Source organism: Leptotrichia hongkongensis, assembly GCF_041538065.1.
GTDB lineage: Bacteria > Fusobacteriota > Fusobacteriia > Fusobacteriales > Leptotrichiaceae > Leptotrichia > Leptotrichia hongkongensis.
This window is the reverse complement of record NZ_JBGORW010000001.1, coordinates 86217-107382: the sequence shown is the minus strand read 5'-3', so window position 1 is coordinate 107382 and position 21166 is coordinate 86217. Positions and strand designations below refer to the sequence as shown.

The window sequence follows — 21166 nt, the reverse complement described above, 5'->3', positions numbered from 1 at the left end:
CTCCTTTCATCTAAAATATATTAGATCCTATCGCTTTTTCAACATACTCGTCTATCTTTTTAAGCCCAATTCCCAAACTTCCCTGATTATTCGGAATCAAAATAACAGCTGGAAGCACTTCACGATTGTATCTTTCAATGGTATTTTCAATTAATGCGGCAATTTGTTCAGTCACAAAGATAATACCATAGTCATTACTTGCCATCTCATCAATCGTGCTTCTTGCCTCTTCCTTTGTAACAACAGGATACACATCAATTCCTAGTGCCTTAAACGATAAAATAGAATCCTTATCTCCAACTACACCTATTTTATGCATAAGTTTCACGCAACCTTTCCCTTATTTTATCTGAACTTATGTTGTTTATTTTGCTTACCATTATCATTCTAACTGCATTGATTTCACGCTCTTTTGCAACTAGATATGTGAATAATGGCTCTGGTCCAAATACAACATATTTTGATTCTTTATTTAATTCCATCAGGTAATTATCTGAAATTTTTTCAAGTTCTGACAATCTTTTTGTTTCGCTAAATGCTTCTAATCCTTTTACTAGATATGTCCCCAGTTTTTCTTTCTTAAACTTATTCAAGATAGTGTCTGTGTTATCATTTATTGATGCAACAATTTTATTTTTTGAAATTGTCCCACCTTCAAAAATAACAGTTTCCAGAAATCTTGCATCACGTTTTTGCTTCTGAACCCTAAATAGAGTTATCATATTTTGAAAGTCTATCAATCCTTCTACATAATCAGTAATCACTTTTACGTCGATTTCCTTTGCAAGCCTTGATAGATTTCTAAAATAATGTTTATCTACAATTATATCAATTCTCTGAGGATTATGATTTTCTTCAAAATCCTTCTGAACTTCATCAATTGCTTCCATTATTTCTTGTGGCAAGTCGTTGCTTTGTGATTCAAATTTCACCTTAAATTTACTAGCATCAATCGTTCCAGCCTGCATAAGCAAACTTGAAAAATCTTTTCCTGTTATTTTGCTTTTTAACAACACTTTTAAATTATGATAATCATATTTAAGAGATAAAACATCAACAATTCCAGTGTTTTTTATCATATTTCTTACAATTGAAAATACACGTTCTGTTTCTCTTTTTAAGATTATTTCATAATCCTGGCTTCCATGAATATCAGCCATATCTTGAGAATATTCTGTTTCTCCCAGTAATTTTAGCACTTCTTCGGGAGTCTGGGCTTCTATCATTCGTTCCAGCCTATTTCTAGTCAAAAGCCTTTTTTCCAGTATTCTAATAGTTACGACACTTTGTCCGTAATCCATTCTATCCATTTTTTTCTCCCTTTAATTACAAATTCCAGTTAATTATAAAATTTATTTTATAAAAACAGTCATAAAACTTAAATTTTTATAAATTTTATTTAAATTATGAAAAAAGAAGTCTGGAAATTTCGACTTCCAGTTCATCTCTCATAAAATCCAATTTTACTTCAAAAGTATAATTTTCCTGAATTCCATTTTCTTCAATGATAAATCCTGAACTTACAAACTCATTTTCCTTAACTTTTGCAGTTGAAAACTCTTGTTTGACTTTATCTACAAATTCTTTTTTTACAATTAACTCTTTTCCAGCTATAGAATTTTTATCAATATTCTGATTCAAATAACTGATGTAGTCATTCTCATTCATATTAACAAGTTTTGCTTTTAGTTTATCTATAACTTTGTTAATTACTGTCTGTTTTGCCTTCAATTTTTCATTTCTAGACTTTAAGTTTGCACTTGACTTAATTCTATCTGAAAGCAGTTCACGCTCTCTTCTTGCATTTTCAAGTAATGTTTGTTTTTTCACATCAACTTTTTTTATTTCCAAATCATATTTTTGCTTTGCTTTTTCCTCAGCATCTTTTATGATTCCATCTGCTTTCGATTTAGCATCAGTTATTATTTTTGATGTTAAATTATCTAAATTAGACATATTTACTCCTTTTCCGTTTTTTATGTCATATTTACACTCTGTTTGTTTATTTTATAAAATAAAATTAGAATTTTGCTAATAACATAATTGATACAACAAATGCCAATAATGCATAAGTTTCAACCATTACTGCATAAATAATCCCTTTTGTATTTTGTTCCTCATTTTTTGCTAGCAAGCTAATTCCAGATGCTGCAACTCTTCCTTGTGCAATCGCTGAACCATATCCTGCAAGAGCAACTGGAAGACATGCCATTAAAATTCCAAGTCCATTTTGGAAAGTCATGCTTGCATTTAATTTTCCTAATACCATAAGTCCAATAACGAATCCATATAATCCTTGTGTTCCTGGAAGCAATTGTAATACTAACGATTTACCAAATTTTTCAGGCTCTTCACTCATAAGTCCTGTCGCCACTTCTCCAACTATTCCTACACCTTTTGCTGATCCAATTCCTGATAATAATGTCGCTAACGCCGCACCTAATGTCGCCATTACGATTCCTCCATTTTGTACTAAAAACTGTGAAACATTCATTTTATTTCCTCCTAATTTTTTATATTTTTATTTTAACAATTTAACTTAATTTTTTATTTTTCACAAACAAAATTTATTCAATTGAAATAAATTTATTATTAAATTAATCATCCATGTTTATATATTTACTTTCTGTTCTAAAGTCCTTAAATGGTTTTCCTCCACCTTCGTAGAATTTACCAAAATATTCAACATACATAAGTCTTGAAGTATGGACATAAGCTCCTAAGAAAGATAAGAACATATTAAATAGATGCCCACCTATTAATATTACTGGCACAAATATCATTCCAAACCAATTTCCACTAATCATTCCAGCAATCATATTTATGGCCGATGCGATAAATCCACCAGAAAGACCTAAAGCCATAAGTCTTGAATACGATACAAAATCACCTACATAACTTGAAATTCCGTAAAGGCTGTAAAGTCCTCCACCTAATTTTGCACCAACTCCTTTAGCCTCACGTCCACCAGTAAGTACAATTCCGACCATTCCAGCAATCATAATCCACATCGAAATACTTGTTACAATAGGCGATAAATTCATCAATTTGAATATTAAATACACCATTCCGCCCATAAGTGCCATATACCAGAATAGCACATCATAAACTGCATCCAGCGATTTTCCATCCCTAATCAATAAATATGCTTTTATTCCAAGCCCAATAAATATATGAACTACACCAAATATAATTGAGCCAATTAATAAGCTATTATATTGTTTTGCAGGATTTACAAGTCGCCATACTCCATTTATTTCTGCACCAAAATACGAACCATACAAAATTCCCCAGAAAATAACAGAAAAACTTAAATAAAAGAAAAATTTAACAGATTTTCTCATTTGAGAACTTAAATTAACTACTTTTAAAACAAATATTGTTGCAAGCAATAACACAAGCCCGTAACCCACATCTGCTCCCATCATCCCAAAGAATAAAATATAAAATGGTGTAAATAAAGGCGTTGGATCGATTTCATTATATCTTGGATAAGCATACATCCCTGTCAAATTTTCAAATACAGTTGCAACCTTTCCATTTTTTAACTTAATCGGCACTGTCTCGTCATTTTTATCTGCTTCTGTAACTTTTAGATAATAATTATCATCCGCTTCACTTTTTACAACTTTTTCAAATTCCTCTATTTTTTCTTCTGGAATCCATCCTTTTATTAAAACAGTATTTTCAGTTTGTGCTAATTTTTCTGATTCCACAATACGCAATTTTTTATTTTGTAAATATTCATAAACCGCTTGTAAATCGTTCAAATCTTCACTATAAGTTTTAATTTGAGATTTTAATTTACGTTTTTGTTTTTTCAGCTCTTCTATTTCTTTTTGCAACTTAACTTTATATTCACGTGGAACTGCATCAATATCAAGATTTTCCACACTAAAACTATTATTTCTAAAAATTTCAGATAATTTTTCCTTTTCGTTTTCGTCATTACTTGAAATTACAAGATAATAGACTTCATCTTTAGAAATTCTTAGTTCCTCATAATAAATCTTATCAAGTTCAGAAATTCCTTCAATAAAGTTACCTTTGAGCTTTATTGGTATTGTTCCTAAAAATGTATTTACCTTTTTCAGACTTTTTAACTCTTTAGGATTTACATCTAGCCGTTCCCATAACTCTATTTCATCATAGTGTGCGTATTTTTTTGAAATTTCTGATTTTATCTGTGAATACTGCACTCCAATCGAATTCAATTCTGAAGAAATTTTTTTCCAGTCATAATCCAATGCCTTTTTAGACAATGTATCAAAAGTATAATTATCATTTCCATGAATAATATCTCTTAAACGTGTTTTTCTCTCATCGTACTTTTTAATAAGAGAAATTGCATTATTCAACTGATAAAGTCTTTCGTCAATATGTGTTAATTCTTCGTTGTTCACATATTTTGTAACACCTTCAACTGCATCCTTGTCTATTTCTCCATTTTCATCATGTAATTTAATATCAACAAAATTTACTTCCTTGAATTTTTGAAGTGCCTTCAATATTTTAGCTCTTTGTTCTGCGAAAACAACTAATTCAAATTTACTCATTTTAACTATTGCCATTATTTCACAATCCTCTCCGCTAATAAATTAACAACTTCATCTATTCTCTTTTCATCAATATTAAGAATCCTGTTTACATCCTCCTCTTTACTATTCAAGAGGGAGTTTACTTTTTTTTCAGCATCCTCTATTGACTGATTTTTTAGATTTTCAGCTTCAATACCGGCTTCAGAAATTATTTTATCGCTGTCATCTTTTATCTTTTGCTCAATATTTTTCAAAATATCTTTTGCTTTTTCATTTGCATCAGCAATAATTCTATCTGATTCACTTTCAGCCTTTTTTATTTTTTCTAAAACTTCTTTTGCCAAGATATAACCTCCTTCGTAAATTATTTTTACTATTACCAAATGTTTTATTTTTTTATAAATAAAAACACAAAAACAAATTGACTTATTAGTCATTATATATATTATGTTATCAATTTTTTTGGCTATTGTCAAGCCTTTATTCCTATATTTTACAACTCTTTCTCGTATAAAAAAAAATATAACACTCTTAAATTATGCTATATTTTTTTACTACTAATTTTTCAAATCTATATATGTTGGATTATTTGGAATAGAAAATCCTTTTTCTTTTGCTTTTTGTTCTTTCGTTTTCAAATCATCGCTATTGACATACTTATTATCTAGTCTCTCAACTTCTTTTTTCAATTCTTTCAACTGCAATTCTTTTTTTTGTATTTTTCTACCCAAATTAGCTACATCATATCCAACAAAAGCTCTTAACAATGCTACTGCAGTTACAATTGTAACATAAAACAAAACAGTTTTTATAACCTTTTTATCAAGTCCTGCAGTTCTAGAAAGCTTTCTTTTAATTCCTTTAGGAGCTACTATTCTTTCTCTTCTTGCATCTTCATGAGATCTTGCTGTATTTGTAATTTTTGGAACATCAAGTATTTCCATTTGCATTTTTTTGTTTTTTGAAACACCATTCATAATCTTTATTAACTCCTTTCAAAAATTCTTAATTTTGCTGAATGTGCTCTGTTATTTTCTTCTAACTCTGATTCTTTAGCAATAATTGGCTTTCTTGTAATTATCTTTCCTAGACTTTTTTTGTTGCATACACATATTGGTATGTCTTTTGGACAAGTACATGGATTTTCATATTCACGAAATTTTTCCTTCACAATTCTATCTTCCAGCGAATGAAAAGTAATTACTAAAAGCCTGCCATTTTTATTAAGCAGTTTTACTGCCTTATCCAATGTTTCATTTAAAACTTCAAGTTCTTTATTTACAAAAATCCTGATAGCCTGAAATGTTCTTTTGGCAGGATGTCGCTTCATGCTTTTTCCTATTGATTTTATAACAATATCTGCAAGCTCTGTTGTAGTTTCAATCGACTTATTTTTTCTATATTCTACGATTTTTTTAGCAATCTTTCTTGATTTTGGCTCTTCACCATATTTATAAATAATATCAGCTATTTCCTTTTCAGAAAAATCGTTAACAACTTCATAAGCACTTATTTCCAAGTTATTATCCATCCGCATATCCAACTTTGCTTCAAACCTGTATGAAAACCCTCTTTTAGCGTTATCCAATTGATTTGAGGAAACTCCTATATCCATCAATATCCTGTCTACTTTTTCAAAACCTCCTAGGTAAACAGCCGTGTCGATATTTCTAAAATTATCTTGAAATATCTGGAGTTTATTTCCATACTGTTCAAGTCTTTTTTTAGCAAATTCAATCGCCTGTATATCCTGATCAATTGCAATAACTTTTGAATTTTCAGAAGATTTTTTTAGGATACCTTCTGTATGCCCACCACCACCAAGCGTGCAGTCAACATAAACTGCATCATTATCTGTTATTATATTTTCTATCACTTCATCAAACAACACAGGTTTATGGTATTCCATAAAATTCTCCTTTAAATATTTTTAATTATGAAGTTCAATTTTATACAAAACTCCTTGAAATTAATTCTAAAATTTTAACATTCATTATTAATATAATTTCATTGAATCAATAGTTACAATCTCATTAATTATCAAATTATTTTATTTATTTCATAATTACTGAAACATTTTACCACACTTTTCTTATTTTTTCCATATAACTTTTTAAATTTTTTATTTTTTGTTTTACAACTTTTTAAAGCACAATTTCCTTTGAAACTTTTTCAGCATTTTCTTCACCCAAAAGTTCACTAATAATCATAAGTGAAAAGTCCATTGCCGTTCCAGCACTTCTGCTCGTTACAACATTTCCATCTGTAATTACTCTTTCTTTTACCAAAATAGCCTTGCTCTTTAGCAAATCCTCTTCACAAGCTGGAAAACATACCACCTTTTTCCCCTCCAATATTTTAAGACTTGCTAATACAGTCGGAGCTGCACATATAGCCGCAATTTTTTTGTTTTCTTCATCTTTTGAAAATTTTAGTATATTATCTAAAAGTTTTTGAGAGTTAAAATAATTTTTTACCCCAGGACCGCCAGGTAATATCAACATATCATATTCAGAAAAATTAATTTCATCAATTATCTTATCTGCCAATATTCTCATTTTTCTTGCACTTTCTACAAGATTTTCTTTTGTAATTGAAATTGTATCTACAGTAATTTCAGCTCTTTGAAGTAAATCAATTGGTGTAACTGCTTCAATCTCCTCAAATCCGTTTGCTAAAAATACTGCCACTTTTCTATTTTTCATATCTTTCACTCCTAAACTATAAACTCGAAAAACGGTTATTTGTTAATATTCAATATCAATAAAGAAACAAATAATAATTCTATTTTTAAGGCGAAAAAAGGCTAATAAAACTAACTAGCCTTTTTTACAATTTATTATAATTTTTCTACAACCTCTTCAGGTGTATCTTGCTGTAAAATTAAATCTCTAAATTTTTTTGCATCTGCATAATTACTGTTTCTAATTATCTTTTTGATAGTCAATCCTGATGATGCACTCATACTGAATGAATCAAGTCCCATTCCTAGCAATAATTTAGTCGCTCTTTTATCTCCGGCAAACTCTCCACACATACTAACGTTTATATTAGCTCCATGCGCAGCATCAATTACTTTTTGAATAGCTTCTAACACTGCAGGATTGAATGAATTATATAAGTTTGCAACCATTTCATTTCCTCTATCTACAGCTAGGAAATATTGTGTCAAGTCATTAGTTCCTATTGAGAAGAAGTCAACTTCTTTTGCAAATTTATAGGCAATAATTGCTGTTGAAGGAGTTTCAACCATTATTCCTACTTTTATATTTCTATCATAAATTTTTCCAATTTCATCAAGTTCTCTTTTACATTCTTCCAAAATAGCATTTGCTTTTCTGATTTCATTAACTGAACTTATCATTGGATACATAATTTTAATTTGTCCATATTGAGAAGCTCTCAAAATAGCTCTTAATTGAGTTTTGAACATATCTTTATTTTCTAACGAAATTCTGATTGCTCTATATCCTAAAAACGGATTTAATTCTTTTGGCAAGTCTAAATAAGGTAATTCTTTATCTCCACCAATATCCATTGTTCTTATTGTTACAGGTTTTCCTTGCATTTTTTCAGCAACTACTCTATATGCACGATATTGTTCTTCTTCTGTTGGGAAATGATCAGAGTTCATAAATAAGAATTCTGTTCTATACAATCCAATTCCTGTAGCTCCTGATTCAATTACAGCGTCAACATCATTAGGGCTACCAATATTCCCCCAAATATCAACTTTTCTACCATCAAGAGTTACTGCATCTTCATGAATTAATTTTTTCAATTCCTCTTTTTCTTTTCTCAATTCTTCTTGTTTTTTGATATAGTCCTTTACTAAATCTTCTGTTGGATTCAAGTATAATTCACCTGTTTCTCCATCCATAACAACAACTTCTCCATCTTTAACTTCACTAAGAATCCCTTTTACTCCAACTACTGCTGGTAATTCAAGTGATCTTGCCATAATCGCAGAGTGAGCTGTTTTCCCTCCAATTTCTGTAATAAATCCTATGCAGTTTTCTAAATCTAATTGAGCTGTGTCAGATGGTGTCAAATCCTCTGTTACAACTATTGTTCCTGGCTCTAAATTACTTAGGTCATGTATTTTCATTCCCAACAAGTTTTTAAGCCATCTTTTACCAATATCTTGTAAATCAGCAGCTCTTTCTCTTAAATACGGATCATCCAATTTTGAAATCATATCACAATATTCATTAATTCCATCATGCAGCGCTTTTGCAGCAGGAAGACCTTCCCCTTTAATCTTATCCTCAACTTCCATAATTAAATCTTCATCTTCAAGAAGCATAATATGACCATCGAAAATTGCTGCTTTATCTTCTCCCATTTTTTCCTTTACTTTTTCTCTAATTGCGATTAATTGTATTTTAGATTGTTTCAATCCATCTCTCAATTTCGCTAATTCAGCCTCAATTGTTGAATTCTCAGCTTTAGTTTCTGGGATAACAATTTCCTCTGCGATAAAAAGTAATACTTTACCTATAGATACTCCTTCTGAAGCACCAATTCCTGTCATTCGTTTCATTTTTTTCTCCTCTATATATAATTTTTTTTATTACAAACAAATTTAAAGTGGCTTCTCATATATTTTTTTATATTTGAAATATTTCATAACTAATAATATTTACTTCGATTAGCCTTTATATAATCCCTCAATATCTTAACAATTTCACCTTTTCCAAATTTTGTTGCCATATCCATCGGAGTTCCTCCATGTTTATCAGTAATTGTAGGATTTGCACCGTATTGCAACAGCATTTTTACAATTTTTGCATTTGCTTTCAATGTCGCATCCTCAAGCGGAGTCCATCCATCAATAGTACTTCCAATATTTATAAGTCTTGAATCTTTTTTTAACAAAGTTTCCACAGCCTCTTCATTTTCATAGTATGCAGCTGTTCCAAGAGTTGTTCTGTTAAAAATTGGATGTGTTTCATAAAGATTCGCACCATTTTCTATCAGAAGTTTTAAAATTTCCTGATTCTTTGCTTCAATAGCGACAATAATTGGAGTATACCCATCCTGACTCTTTGCATTGACATCAATCAGTTTTCCTCCACCTTCAAATAATAATGATTCATCTATATTAACTCCATATACTCCCACAGGCCTATTTACAATCTCATCTGCCACTCTTTTACGATTTGCAATATTTCTTTCTGTTGCAAGAAAAAACTGTACATATTTATTATTATGCCCACGTATAGCATCAAGAACTGATTTTAGATGTCTTTCTTTTTCATCTGCCTCCCTTTTTTTTGTCACAAGATTTTCTCCAGTATTGTATTTAAAATTTAAAGGAAACATTATGTGACTGAAAGTTACCAAAATCATAATAAAAATCATTTTATTTTTTTTAAATAAAAAAAACTTTTTCACTTTTATACCTCACTAATAATATTATACCATATCATTTAAAAAGTGCAAACACTTTTTCCTGCTTTACACATTTTTTTGTTCTTTTATCTTTTTTGCTAAATTTATAATAATTTTTCAAATTTATTTTTCATACTATTTTCTATCTAAGCAGCATAGTGTATATTTAATAACTTTTGAATTGCATATATTTTCTAGCAGAATTTGGTATTAATACAAATATTTAAATTATACTCAAACTTATTTAAAATTTAACTAATAAAAATTATATAAATTAAAGGCTTTAATAAAATACTCCTATTTTTTAAGTTCGAGTTTAAGCAAATTTTACTAAGAATTAATAAAAATAGTTATGAAATATACCAAACTCTCTTTAACATAAAACTCCTCAAAGTTATTTTGTTATGTATTTATTCCATAACTATTAATTAATTTATTTTATTCAACTTTTTTACAGTACATCAAAACTCTTTTTTATTTAATCTAATATTCTAAACACTATTTAGAAAGACTGTCGTATCTTTTTGCAAGTTTTAAAGCTCTTTCTTCTGTCATAGAAAGTCCAGTTCCAGCTGCTCCAAACACAGCCATTTTAGGTCCATCCTCTTTATCATTCAACGCTTTTTTTATAGCCACTTTCCTGTCATTTAACCATTTTGCCTGTTCAGCCTTAAATTTTGACTGTTCTTTTGCTGGTAATTTTTTCAAAATTAAATCATACACTTTGTTCATTTCTTTTTCCCATTCATCTGTTAATTCAGAGCTGGCATTCAACATATCTGCTGTGGTTCCTTCAAACTTTGATTCAAGTCTTTCTTCCGCAACTTTCATACGTTCCTTTAACCCATCTTCATATTTTCCAGCAAACGCAATTGCTCCTACAAGTAATAATCCTGTTATTAGTAATTTTCTCATTTTTCATCAACTCCTATTTTTAATTTTTACCTTACAATTTCTATTCTTTACATTGATATTATATCACACAATTTATCAAAAAAAAATAAAAATACATAATTTTTATTTTAATCATAAATCGGATAATCTTTCTAATCAAGACACTACCTTCCTCCTCTATCATTAGCTAAATATGCATCATGTTCCTCTACAAGTTTTGGTTTTACCACTTTTCGCCCCTTCCCATGCAGCGGCTCCAGCTATTCCAGCCAGTCCTAGTGCTGCTGCATTATAAATTAATGTACAACTGTTAACACTAAACATCATCACAAAAATCATAATTCCGATTTTAATTTTACTTTTTACACAATTATCCCTTCCAACTCTCAAATTTTTACGGTAATTGATTTTCTCTTTTATTTCACAACATAATTATACAACACCTTTTTAAAAAAGTCAATATATTTTTTAAATTATATTTATGTTTATTTTTATGGTAATATATTAACTGTTTATTAGATTAAAAAAATAGAAAGATAACAAAAATTTAAAATTAATGTCAACTTTCTATTTAAATATACAAATTAACTTTTATACTTTATTCCATAAAACTTGGTAATTTAAAATTACTTTTTTTCTTTTCACTGTTTTCAGATTTTTCATTTATATCTTCATTTCCTGAATCAGAATCATTATCATTATTTTCTGAAGAATCATTTGGATTATCATCATTATCCTTTTTATCTTTAGTTTCTGTAACTTTTTCCAGTTCACTTTCAGAAGAATTATGTTTTTCTTCATCTGTTTTTTCAGCACTCTCTATTGTTCCTTCAGATGAGTTTTGAGTTTTAATTTTTTCTTCTAACTCTTCAACTTTTTCTATCAATTTTTTTTCTGATATTATTTCTGCATTTTCTTCTTTTGCTTTTTTTTCTTCATCGATATTCGAATTATTATCTTCTTCAATATTTTCAGAAGCTTTTAAAATTTGTTCTGAAGTCTCTCCTTTGATAATTCTTCTAACTTCATCTCCAGTAATTGTTTCTTTTTTCAGTAATAATTTTACTACTTCTTCTAGTTTGCTCCAGTTATCCTGTAAAGTGTTCAAAGTATTTAAATACTCTTCTGTTAAAATTTTTCTTATTTCAAGATCAATTTCCCTTACTGTTTCATCACTTTTATTTGGAGCAAATGAATATTCGTCATCTGAGTTTTCAAAGTTAATTGGTCCTAATTTCTTACTCATACCAACACTTTCAACATAAGCTCTTGCTACCTTTGTAGCACGTTTTATATCAGAATAAGCTCCTGTACTTACATCATCAAGCCCAATTTCCTCAGCTGCACGTCCACCAAACAGCACCTTTATCTCAGCTAGCATTTGTCTGCTTGTAGTTACTAACTTTTCTTCAGGGAGTGGCATCATAAATCCACCAGCATCTCCTCTAGGAATTATTGTTACTTTATGAACAGGGTCAGCTCCTGGTGTCAATTCAGTCATAATAGCATGACCAGCTTCATGGTAAGCTAATAGTTTTTTCTCTTCTGGTTTAATAATTTTACCTTTTTGACCAAGTCCCATTCCAATTTTATCCACAGCTTCATCTAAATCAGCCATTTTTATCGTGTCACTTGCTCTTCTTGCTGCTAAAATTGCCGCTTCATTTAATAAGTTTGCTAAATCAGCTCCAACAAATCCTGGTGTAATTTTAGCAATATCTTCAAGTCTTACATCGCTATCAAGTTTTTTATTTCTCGAATGAACTTTCAATATTGCAACACGTCCTTGCAAATCAGGGGCATCAACAGTAACACGTCTGTCAAAACGTCCAGCACGCAATAATGCAGGATCTAATACATCTTCTCTATTTGTTGCCGCAAGTACGATAACCTTTGTATCTGTTTCAAATCCGTCCATTTCAACTAGCAATTGATTTAGCGTTTGTTCACGTTCGTCATTGCTTCCACTATTTTTTCCAACACTTCTTCTTCTACCAATGGCATCAATTTCATCTATAAATATGATTGAAGGACTTGATTCCTTTGCTTTTTCAAACAAATCCCTTACACGTGATGCTCCAACACCAACAAACATTTCTACAAATTCCGAACCTGAAATACTAAAGAACGATGCTCCAGATTCTCCTGCCACTGCTTTTGCAAGTAATGTTTTACCTGTTCCCGGTCTACCTAGCAAAAGTACTCCTTTTGGAACTCTTGCTCCAGCTTTTGTATATTTTTCAGGGTTTTTAAGAAAGTCAACAACTTCTTTCAGCTCTTCTTTTGCTCCGTCAACTCCTGCAACATCATCAAATTTTACATCTGGTTTTTTATCAATCTTATTTACTCTTGATTTTCCAAACCCAAAGATATTTCCAGGTCCTCCACCTTGAGATCCGCCAACCATCTTTCTAGCAAGATATACCATAAGCCCAATCATTATAATCATTGGTAAAAATTGACCTAATAACAGCAAGAAAAAGTTCCCGCCAGAAGGTTGCAATGAATTTAATCTAACACGTTTCTGTGCAATTGCATTAATAATTATTGGCTCATTTCCAACTCTATCTGTTATTTTTTTGGTAAAATAAAGTACTTCCTTGCCATCTTCCTTTACTTGTGCAATTAACTTATCATCCTTTTCATCGATTTCAGTAAAATCACCTTTTTGTGTCTTACCTACAAATTCTGTATAAGAAATTTCCTTTTTATTTTGAAAAACAGTTTGTATATCACGATGGAATATCGCTGTAAAAACTACCAGCAGTACTACAAAAACAAAAAAAAGAAATCCTGAAAATGGTGGTTTATCTCCATTATCCTGTCTATTATTTTTTCTATTATTATCTTTTCGTAATTCTTCCAGTCGTTTTCTAATATCGTTTTTATCTCTTTCTGCCATTTTTCCTCCCTATTATTAATAGTTTACTTTTATTGCTATTTTCTAAATTTTCAATATCTTTATTTGAGATTTTTTCCAAAAATTTTGAAAACTTTATATCTGAAATTGCTAATATTTCTTTTGTTTTTTTATTATTATCAATTTCTATTTTACTAATTTCAGTTTCTAAACTCTCCAAAACTTGAGCATCTTCAATCTCTACAATGGGAATGAAATCCCTCTCCCATTTCATAATCTTTTCATCAATAAGAATTTTCTTAACTTTTTTATGTCCCAAATTTTTCAGAAAAATTCTATCCCCATCTTTTCGACTTCTGACAATAATTTTTCCATCTTTTATTTTTTCATCATCAAATTTATAAAAAGTATAGTTTATATTTTTTTTGTTTATAAAATAAGTTTTAAAATCCTGAATGTTTTCATATAAGATTATCTCGTAATTATACCATTCAATACTTTGATTTCCCTTTAAAATTTTAATTTTATCAAAGATTTTACTATTTTTATCACTTTTTACACTTTTTTCTGCTTTCTCATCTACAATACTAATAATTTTTAATTCCCCATATATATTTTGCAAAACTTTATTTTTACCTAAATAAAATTCTTTTGAACCTTCATTCTGTAATTTCCCATTTTCCAAAAAAAGACTTTTGTAAATCTGATTAATTTTTTCTCTTGAGATTTCTACATTATTTTGCTTCAGAAGTTGAATTAATTCATCTTTATGATTTATAGTTTCCTCATAAATATTAGAAAATGTCAATTTACAATTTTCTTTGTCATTAATTTCTTTTATCAGAGAATCTATTTTTTGCCTAAAAGTAGGGTTAATATTTTCGAAATCAGGAAAAATTTTATTTCGGATAAAGTTTCTTGTATAGTCATTTTTATTATTGGTATAATCAATTATGTATTTGTAATTTTTATTTTTTAAAAAAGATAAAATTTCACTTTTTTCAAAATCTAAAATTGGTCTTATTATATTTTCTCTTGTCTTTGGAATACTTTTTAACCCTGTTACCGATGTACCCCTTAAAAGACGGAAAATAAAGGTCTCTACATTATCATCCAAATTATGACCTGTAGCAATCTTGTTATATCCTATCTTTTTTCTAATATTCTCAATAGCCTCATATCTCAATTCCCTTGCTGCCAATTCTATTGACTTTTTATTTTTTGTTGCATACTTTTTTACATCAACACTTTCGATATAATAATTAACATTATTGGAATTTGAAAATTCATTTATAAATTTCAAGTCGTTTTCAACATCATGACGTAAGTTATGATTAATATAAACTATTGAAATCTCTATTGAAATTATATTTTTTAGTAAATTAAGAAAGTGATAAAGAAAAACTGAATCAGGTCCTCCAGAAAAGGCAATAAGAATCTTGTCTTTTTCAGATACCAGCCCTTCCTTTATAACTTCCTCTAATTTTTTTAATATTTTTTTTTCAATTTTTTTTACTTTTTCCATCAATTTTATTCCTAATCTTGATTTTCAGGTTTATTTTAACTGTCCGCTTTCACGACGTTTTTTTAAATGTTCCTCATGTGTTTTTGAATAATATGTTTTTCCTTTATATGTGAAGAAAAATAAATTATCTGTCTTTTCTGCATTTAAAACTGCCTTAAAAGTTTCTATTGGTGGATTTCCAATTGGCGTTGGTGGCAACCCTTTAACTTTATATGAATTATATGGTGTATTTTGAGATTTTAACTCATTTCTTGATGCTTGTCTTCCCAGTTCATATTTCAAAGTTGCATCTGATTCCAATTTCATTCCAATTTCCAATCTTTTCAAAAATATTCCCGCAACTTTTGGCTTATCTACAGCATCAGGCACTTCCGCTTCCACTATTGAAGCCATTTTTAAATTATCATAAAACTTTTGTTTATCAGGATATTTTTCAGGTGGAAATTTTTTCAAAAATTCACCTAAAATAGTTTGAATAACCTGTTTCGTTGTAACATTTTCAGAAAAAATATAAGTTTCAGGATAAAAATAACCTTCAAAATTATTATTTTCATGTGGATATGGAAAGTCCATTTCACTAAGGACTTTGTTTATTTCTTCTCTATTCCCAAGTTCTAATGCTTCCATCCTTGCAAACACTTGCTTTGAAGTAAATCCTTCAGGTATTGTCAATCTAACTCCATTAGTTTCACTGCTCTTAATTTTTTTTATAATTTCATATTTTGAGAATTTTCCATTAAATTTATAAGTTCCTACTTTTAATTTTATATTTCCACCATTTAACTTTAAATATATTTTATCTACAATTCCATATTTTAACTTTAAATCTTTGTATATCTGTGCGAAATTTGTTCCTTTTTTTATATTTATATTAACATTTTTATATTCTCTTTTAGCAAAAAAGAAATTATAAAAAAGTGTTAAGCACATAAACAATATTAAAAATAATATTGTATAGACAATTTTTAGTGTATTTTTCATTTTTTCTCCTAAATATTTGTTTTTTATATAATTAAATTGAAATTTTTTATATTTTTTAAAACTTATATTTTAAGTAAAATATTTTACTGAAATAATTTTAAAGTATGATTTTAAAACAATGTATAAATTTTAAGTTTATCAAATAGTATACAGTAAAGCTTGATAATTATTTATTATAATTAATGCCTCTTATTTGTTTCTGTGTCATTACTGTTATTTTTTGTGTTAGTTTCATTTTTTAAATCTTTATCATTTATTTCTATAACTTCTACGTTTTTAGGACCATTTTTTGTTTCAAGTTTAAGTGTATTTTCTTTTTTCTTTCTTCTTTCAAGCTCTTTTTTGGCACCAATTGTGTCAATTTGAAATACACTCGCAGGATTTTCGCTTAATTGCTTTTCTAATTCATCTGTTCTATTCTTCAATTCAGCTTTTTTTCTTTCATTTTCAATTTCCCTAATATTTTTTATTTTTACGTCATAAAAAACATTTTTTAGATTGTTATTATTTCCAACAATTTTTTCAAATTCACCTAATTCTTTATCCTCAAGTGAAATTTTTTCGTTATTTGGGTAACGTGAAAATACTTTTGTAGTACCGTTGTTATATCTTACAACCATGTATCTATAATTTTTATCAAAAAATACAATTTCATTTTTTGTATTTTTAAAATATTTTTTTTCAATATTCAAATACACGTTCCCCTTTTTTTCATTAATCCATCCTCTGTATCTTTCTTCACTCCATTTGTCAGTTTTAGGATCAAAATAACTTTTAATAATAGCGTATCCATTTTCTTGCTGTAAAAAATCATATCTTACATTTTTTAATTCTTTTTCTGCATTATCATCAGTTTTTATCAGATACCATACACCATAACTTTTTGAAATTTGAAATTTTATAATTGGATTAACTTTTTCATCTATTTTTCTAATAATCCGTTCAAATTTATTGACTTTTTCCATTTTTTTCTGTTTTACTTCTTCTTCATCCTCTATCTGATCTAAATATATCAGATTCCCATCTTCATTATTCTCTTCTATATCGCTATTTTCATCTTCAAAATCATTAATATTGTTTTTGTTAATGATAATATCAACTTTTACAGCCTCATCTTCAAGTTTATTTTTACTCACAGAACTTTTATTCTCGTTAGCAAAAGTTAACAATGAGAATATCCAAAAACAAGTGGCAATATAAAGTCTCATTTTTTCATATTGATTATATTTTTTTTTATCCAAAGCATTCACCTTTTTTCATTTCTAAAATTATAATAGTCAAAATCTTAAAACTTAAATATTTTTCATTCTGATTTTAGAATTATTTCAAGAATATTATAACTTTTAATAATTATATCATACATTCCTTAATTTGCAAATTAAATATTTCTTTGTAATTAATCATACTTTTCTTACAAATAACTATTTTATCTATATTTAGTAAGACAGTTTTTTGAATACCGTAAAAAAATATTGTAATTTTATAAATTATATATTGATTTTTTTAAAAAAATGTCATATAATTTTATTACAGAAAAACAATTACCGTTGATAAAAGATAGGAAGAAAATGATTATTATGAAAAAGGGGTTTAAGCTTTTAACAATTATTCTAGCAATGTCATCATTTAGCAGCTGTACAAGCTTAATGGCACTTGCAGGAAGTGAAAAGGCAGATTGAAAACTATGTGGTCATACTATTGAAGAATCAAAACGTTATTGTGCTGTCTCAAGAGTTTCTACTGGAGAATGCTTAGAATGGAGAAAACATAACTAATATTTGTTTTAATTAAAAATGAAAAGAGAAAGAAGGTTTTAAAATGAAAAGTTTAAGAAAAATTATACTGTCATTATTTGTTGTGATGTCAGTATTTACATTTGCAAAAGGAAATTCAGGTTCAAGCATAAGATTTGGAAGTCCTAGAGTTGGATATATAACTGTTCCTACAAACTGGTATGAATTCGGAGATCCCGATGCTTCACCTACAGCCAAACAAGTATCAATAGATAACACAAATATTATAACTTTAGATATTGTTGCAACTAACGGAAGAGGTACTGCAAAAAGAGCAGCTGAAGTAATCATTCAAAAATATATTAATCTAGGAACTCCTGAAGATAACATTTTTGAAGGCAGCGTTAACATAAATGGTTATGAGGGAGAACAAGTGGCAATAGAATATGATGATGGAAGTGTATTAATAATGTACTACATTGAAGCTAACGGAAATATCTATTACATTGCTCAGGAAGGGGAACGTGAATATCAGAAACAATTAGCAAAAGTAATCAAAACTTGGAGTCCAAGAAGATAAATAGGAAAAAAAGACTGTTCAAAACTCAAAACAGTCTTTTTTATTACCATTTATTTTTTTACTAAAATCTTCCACCAATATCTTTTCTAAAATACATTCCTTCAAAATTTATAGTTTTCAAAAGTTCATACGCTTTTTTTTGTGCTTCTTCCAGTGTATTCCCAAGAGCTACAACATTTAATACTCTTCCGCCATTAGTCAACAATTTTCCACTTTCAACTTTTGCTCCACAAATAAACACTTTGTTATCGTCAGTTTCATTAAAATCAAGAACTCCTGTAATTTCATCGCCTTTTTTATAACTTTCTGGGTAACCTCCAGCAGCGGCTACTACGCAGCATGAATGTAATGGTTTCCAATCAACTTTAACTTCCGATAATTTTTTTTCAAAAGATTTTTCTATTAACTCAAGCAAGTCATTTTCCAGAAGCGGTAATACCGCCTGTGTTTCCGGATCTCCCATTCTCATATTGTATTCAAGCAGGTAAACACCTTTTTTAGTAATCATAAGTCCAAAGAAAATTACTCCTTCAAAATCCATTCCTTCAGACTGCATTCCCTTCAAAGTCGGCTCCATTATATCTGACTTAAATTTTTCAAAAATTTCGTCTGTAACAAAAGGATTCGGACTAATAACTCCCATTCCTCCTGTATTTAATCCAGTTTCATCTTCTCCAATCTTTTTATGATCCTTTGCTGACAACAGCGGTACAATCACTTTACTGTCTGTAAATGATAAAATTGAAGCTTCTACTCCGTCGAGAAATTCTTCAATTACAACCTGATTTCCAGCATTTCCAAATTTCTCATCAACCATTATATCTTCCACAGCCTTAATAGCTTCATTTAGATTTTGAGCAATAATAACTCCTTTTCCAGCTGCAAGTCCGCTAGCCTTTATAACCACAGGAAAATCTTTCCAGTTATTCAAAAATTCCTTCGCCTTTTCAGAATTATCAAAAATTTCATAAACTGCTGTCTTTATCCCATATTTTTTCATAAAATCCTTAGAATAAGCCTTACTTCCTTCAAGAATCGCAGCCTTTTTATCAGGCCCAAATATTTTCAGTCCATTTTTATGAAATTCATCCACAATCCCTTGAACAAGCAATTCTTCACTTCCCACGACTGTCAATTCCACATTATTGTCTTTTGAAAATGAAATATACTCATCGATTGATCCTAAATTAACACTTTCAGCATTTGGCAGCATTTCTACACAGGCATTTCCTGGAGCTATAAAAATCTTCTCCACCTTTTCATTTTGAGAAAGTTTCCAAGCAATTGCATGCTCTCTTCCGCCAGCACCTACAATCAATATTTTCATCATTTCCTCCTTCAGCATTTCTAAATTTTTGACTAACCTTTTTTCTCGCATCTTTTGAATATATTTTAGCACATTTTTTGGTAATATTAAATGCAGAAAGTTGAAAATTCTTTATGAAAATCATTTTTACCTAAACCTAAATGTTATTTAACTTTATGAGTTATATTAAGAGGTTTAGGTAATTTCTATATTATTTTATTTTTATTGATTTTAATGATCCAAAAATATTTCTTACTGTGTTTTCAACATTTACACTTCCTGAAATTAATGCAGTTTCAAGAGTTCTGACTCCAGGCATAATTGAAAATATAGCATCAAAGCCATTATCATACAAAATTTCATAGCCATTTCCTAGGTTTCCAGCTATTCCAATTACTGGAATGTTGTATTTTTTAGCAAGTTCTGCAACTCCAAAAGGTGTTTTTCCATAAATTGTCTGTTTATCCATTCCACCTTCTCCAGTTATTACCAAATCTGCATCTTTCAGTTTTTCCTCAAGATCAACAGTATCAATAACTATTTCTACACCTTTTTTTAATATTCCTCCTAGAGTCAACAATCCTGCACCAAGACCTCCAGCCGCTCCTGCACCAGGAACATTGTTTATTTCCATATTCAAGTCTCTTTTGACAATTTTTGAATAATGTAGCAGATTGTTATCCAAAACTTCCACCATTTGAGGAGTTGCACCTTTTTGAGGACCAAATACGTATGCTGATCCATTTTTACCAGTTAACGGATTTGAAACATCACACGCAACCAAGATTTCTACCTTTCTTAATCTTTCGTCTAAATTTGAAAAATCTATTTTTGCTAATTTTCCTAGTTCAAATCCACCAAATCCAATTTCTCTTCCATTTTCATCCATCAATTTAGCACCTAAGGCCTGAAGCATTCCAGATCCGCCATCTGTTGTAGCACTTCCACCTATTCCTAGAATAATTCTTTCCACATCGTGATCTAAGGCCTTTAACATTAATTGTCCTGTACCGTAGGTTGTTGTTATATACGGATTTCTTTTTTCTTTTGGTATCAGTTCTATACCGCTCGTTGAAGCCATCTCAATTATAGCAATATTCTTATCTCCTAATATTCCATATCTTGAAATAATTTTTTCTCCAATCGGATTTAAGGTTTCTTCATTGTAGATTTTACCATTTGTTGCATCTATTAGAGATTCTAGTGTACCTTCTCCACCATCAGCCATAGGAACTTTTACTATTTCCCATTCTGGAAATATTGATAAAATTCCCCTTTCTGCACAATCGCATACTTCTTTTGCTGACATGCTTTCCTTAAATGAATCTGGTGCTATTACTACTTTCATTTTTACC

The 21166-nt window shown here is 29.2% G+C and carries 20 protein-coding genes; 1 reads left to right on the top strand and 19 read right to left on the bottom strand.

Annotated features, from left to right (window positions below):
* Window positions 1-10 precede the first annotated feature (10 nt).
* From ACEG17_RS00495 to ACEG17_RS00415, 17 genes are all read right to left on the bottom strand, one after another.
* A complete protein-coding gene (locus ACEG17_RS00495) occupies window positions 11-319 on the bottom strand; it encodes a V-type ATP synthase subunit F (RefSeq protein WP_147005310.1) in 309 nt (102 codons plus the stop codon).
* Window positions 312-1310, bottom strand: coding sequence for a V-type ATP synthase subunit C (locus ACEG17_RS00490; protein ID WP_369712256.1), 999 nt, complete (start codon window positions 1308-1310; stop codon window positions 312-314). The genes ACEG17_RS00495 and ACEG17_RS00490 overlap by 8 nt, the downstream gene beginning before the upstream one ends.
* A 94-nt stretch (window positions 1311-1404) precedes the next feature.
* Entirely contained in the window at window positions 1405-1956 is a 552-nt protein-coding gene (locus ACEG17_RS00485; RefSeq protein ID WP_372582139.1) for a V-type ATP synthase subunit E, read from the bottom strand.
* Between the two features lie 64 nt (window positions 1957-2020).
* Entirely contained in the window at window positions 2021-2494 is a 474-nt protein-coding gene (locus ACEG17_RS00480) for a V-type ATP synthase subunit K (RefSeq protein ID WP_021743251.1), read from the bottom strand.
* A gap of 103 nt (window positions 2495-2597) precedes the next feature.
* Window positions 2598-4571 carry a V-type ATP synthase subunit I gene (locus tag ACEG17_RS00475; protein ID WP_372582138.1) on the bottom strand — a complete coding sequence of 658 codons (1974 nt, stop codon included), beginning with the start codon at window positions 4569-4571 and terminating at the stop codon, window positions 2598-2600.
* Complete coding sequence (locus ACEG17_RS00470; protein WP_372582137.1) at window positions 4571-4882, bottom strand: hypothetical protein; 312 nt, start codon at window positions 4880-4882, stop codon at window positions 4571-4573. Before ACEG17_RS00470 ends, ACEG17_RS00475 begins: the two co-directional genes overlap by 1 nt.
* 213 nt (window positions 4883-5095) lie before the next feature.
* Window positions 5096-5515 (bottom strand): cell division protein FtsL, encoded by a 420-nt coding sequence (locus tag ACEG17_RS00465; protein WP_147005306.1) that lies wholly within the window; start codon window positions 5513-5515, stop codon window positions 5096-5098.
* 8 nt (window positions 5516-5523) lie between these two features.
* Window positions 5524-6447: a 16S rRNA (cytosine(1402)-N(4))-methyltransferase RsmH gene (rsmH, locus tag ACEG17_RS00460; RefSeq protein ID WP_147005305.1), complete on the bottom strand. Its 924-nt coding sequence runs from the start codon at window positions 6445-6447 to the stop codon at window positions 5524-5526.
* Between the two features lie 235 nt (window positions 6448-6682).
* Window positions 6683-7243, bottom strand: coding sequence for a DJ-1 family glyoxalase III (locus ACEG17_RS00455; RefSeq protein ID WP_147005304.1), 561 nt, complete (start codon window positions 7241-7243; stop codon window positions 6683-6685).
* Window positions 7244-7377: 134 nt separating this feature from the next.
* A complete protein-coding gene (gene ptsP, locus ACEG17_RS00450) occupies window positions 7378-9081 on the bottom strand; it encodes a phosphoenolpyruvate--protein phosphotransferase (RefSeq protein WP_147005303.1) in 1704 nt (567 codons plus the stop codon).
* 89 nt (window positions 9082-9170) lie between these two features.
* On the bottom strand, window positions 9171-9821 hold the full coding sequence (locus ACEG17_RS00445) for an ankyrin repeat domain-containing protein (RefSeq protein WP_372582136.1): 651 nt from the start codon (window positions 9819-9821) through the stop codon (window positions 9171-9173).
* 609 nt (window positions 9822-10430) lie between these two features.
* Window positions 10431-10847, bottom strand: a complete 417-nt coding sequence (locus ACEG17_RS00440) for a lysozyme inhibitor LprI family protein (RefSeq protein WP_372582135.1) — start codon at window positions 10845-10847, stop codon at window positions 10431-10433.
* A gap of 177 nt (window positions 10848-11024) precedes the next feature.
* Window positions 11025-11153, bottom strand: coding sequence for a hypothetical protein (locus ACEG17_RS00435; protein WP_372582134.1), 129 nt, complete (start codon window positions 11151-11153; stop codon window positions 11025-11027).
* A 271-nt stretch (window positions 11154-11424) separates the two neighbouring features.
* Window positions 11425-13728, bottom strand: a complete 2304-nt coding sequence (gene ftsH, locus ACEG17_RS00430; protein WP_372582133.1) for an ATP-dependent zinc metalloprotease FtsH — start codon at window positions 13726-13728, stop codon at window positions 11425-11427.
* Window positions 13712-15211, bottom strand: coding sequence for a tRNA lysidine(34) synthetase TilS (gene tilS, locus ACEG17_RS00425; protein ID WP_372582132.1), 1500 nt, complete (start codon window positions 15209-15211; stop codon window positions 13712-13714). The genes ftsH and tilS overlap by 17 nt, the downstream gene beginning before the upstream one ends.
* A gap of 30 nt (window positions 15212-15241) precedes the next feature.
* The gene (gene mltG / locus ACEG17_RS00420) at window positions 15242-16192 is read right to left on the bottom strand and encodes an endolytic transglycosylase MltG (protein WP_372582131.1); all 951 of its coding nucleotides are present in this window, start codon (window positions 16190-16192) and stop codon (window positions 15242-15244) included.
* A 179-nt stretch (window positions 16193-16371) separates the two neighbouring features.
* Complete coding sequence (locus ACEG17_RS00415; RefSeq protein ID WP_372582130.1) at window positions 16372-17442, bottom strand: hypothetical protein; 1071 nt, start codon at window positions 17440-17442, stop codon at window positions 16372-16374.
* A gap of 568 nt (window positions 17443-18010) precedes the next feature.
* Between ACEG17_RS00415 and ACEG17_RS00410 the strand changes: the two genes are divergently transcribed.
* On the top strand, window positions 18011-18505 hold the full coding sequence (locus tag ACEG17_RS00410; RefSeq protein WP_372582129.1) for a hypothetical protein: 495 nt from the start codon (window positions 18011-18013) through the stop codon (window positions 18503-18505).
* Between the two features lie 61 nt (window positions 18506-18566).
* Here the strand turns inward: ACEG17_RS00410 and purD are convergent, their stop codons facing one another.
* Both purD and ACEG17_RS00400 read right to left on the bottom strand, forming a co-directional pair.
* Entirely contained in the window at window positions 18567-19832 is a 1266-nt protein-coding gene (gene purD, locus ACEG17_RS00405; RefSeq protein WP_372582128.1) for a phosphoribosylamine--glycine ligase, read from the bottom strand.
* Window positions 19833-20022: 190 nt separating this feature from the next.
* On the bottom strand, window positions 20023-21159 hold the full coding sequence (locus tag ACEG17_RS00400) for a glycerate kinase (protein ID WP_372582127.1): 1137 nt from the start codon (window positions 21157-21159) through the stop codon (window positions 20023-20025).
* Window positions 21160-21166 lie beyond the last annotated feature (7 nt).

What these genes read in the sequence shown, in the direction of transcription:
- ACEG17_RS00495 (WP_147005310.1), bottom strand. Translation starts at nt 319, where the DNA reads ATGCATAAAATAGGTGTAGTTGGAGATAAGGATTCTATTTTATCGTTT.
- ACEG17_RS00490 (WP_369712256.1), bottom strand. Translation starts at nt 1,310, where the DNA reads ATGGATAGAATGGATTACGGACAAAGTGTCGTAACTATTAGAATACTG.
- ACEG17_RS00485 (WP_372582139.1), bottom strand. Translation starts at nt 1,956, where the DNA reads ATGTCTAATTTAGATAATTTAACATCAAAAATAATAACTGATGCTAAA.
- ACEG17_RS00480 (WP_021743251.1), bottom strand. Translation starts at nt 2,494, where the DNA reads ATGAATGTTTCACAGTTTTTAGTACAAAATGGAGGAATCGTAATGGCG.
- ACEG17_RS00475 (WP_372582138.1), bottom strand. Translation starts at nt 4,571, where the DNA reads ATGGCAATAGTTAAAATGAGTAAATTTGAATTAGTTGTTTTCGCAGAA.
- ACEG17_RS00465 (WP_147005306.1), bottom strand. Translation starts at nt 5,515, where the DNA reads ATGAATGGTGTTTCAAAAAACAAAAAAATGCAAATGGAAATACTTGAT.
- rsmH (WP_147005305.1), bottom strand. Translation starts at nt 6,447, where the DNA reads ATGGAATACCATAAACCTGTGTTGTTTGATGAAGTGATAGAAAATATA.
- ACEG17_RS00455 (WP_147005304.1), bottom strand. Translation starts at nt 7,243, where the DNA reads ATGAAAAATAGAAAAGTGGCAGTATTTTTAGCAAACGGATTTGAGGAG.
- ptsP (WP_147005303.1), bottom strand. Translation starts at nt 9,081, where the DNA reads ATGAAACGAATGACAGGAATTGGTGCTTCAGAAGGAGTATCTATAGGT.
- ACEG17_RS00440 (WP_372582135.1), bottom strand. Translation starts at nt 10,847, where the DNA reads ATGAGAAAATTACTAATAACAGGATTATTACTTGTAGGAGCAATTGCG.
- ACEG17_RS00435 (WP_372582134.1), bottom strand. Translation starts at nt 11,153, where the DNA reads ATGATGTTTAGTGTTAACAGTTGTACATTAATTTATAATGCAGCAGCA.
- ftsH (WP_372582133.1), bottom strand. Translation starts at nt 13,728, where the DNA reads ATGGCAGAAAGAGATAAAAACGATATTAGAAAACGACTGGAAGAATTA.
- tilS (WP_372582132.1), bottom strand. Translation starts at nt 15,211, where the DNA reads ATGGAAAAAGTAAAAAAAATTGAAAAAAAAATATTAAAAAAATTAGAG.
- mltG (WP_372582131.1), bottom strand. Translation starts at nt 16,192, where the DNA reads ATGAAAAATACACTAAAAATTGTCTATACAATATTATTTTTAATATTG.
- ACEG17_RS00410 (WP_372582129.1), top strand. Translation starts at nt 18,011, where the DNA reads ATGAAAAGTTTAAGAAAAATTATACTGTCATTATTTGTTGTGATGTCA.
- purD (WP_372582128.1), bottom strand. Translation starts at nt 19,832, where the DNA reads ATGAAAATATTGATTGTAGGTGCTGGCGGAAGAGAGCATGCAATTGCT.
- ACEG17_RS00400 (WP_372582127.1), bottom strand. Translation starts at nt 21,159, where the DNA reads ATGAAAGTAGTAATAGCACCAGATTCATTTAAGGAAAGCATGTCAGCA.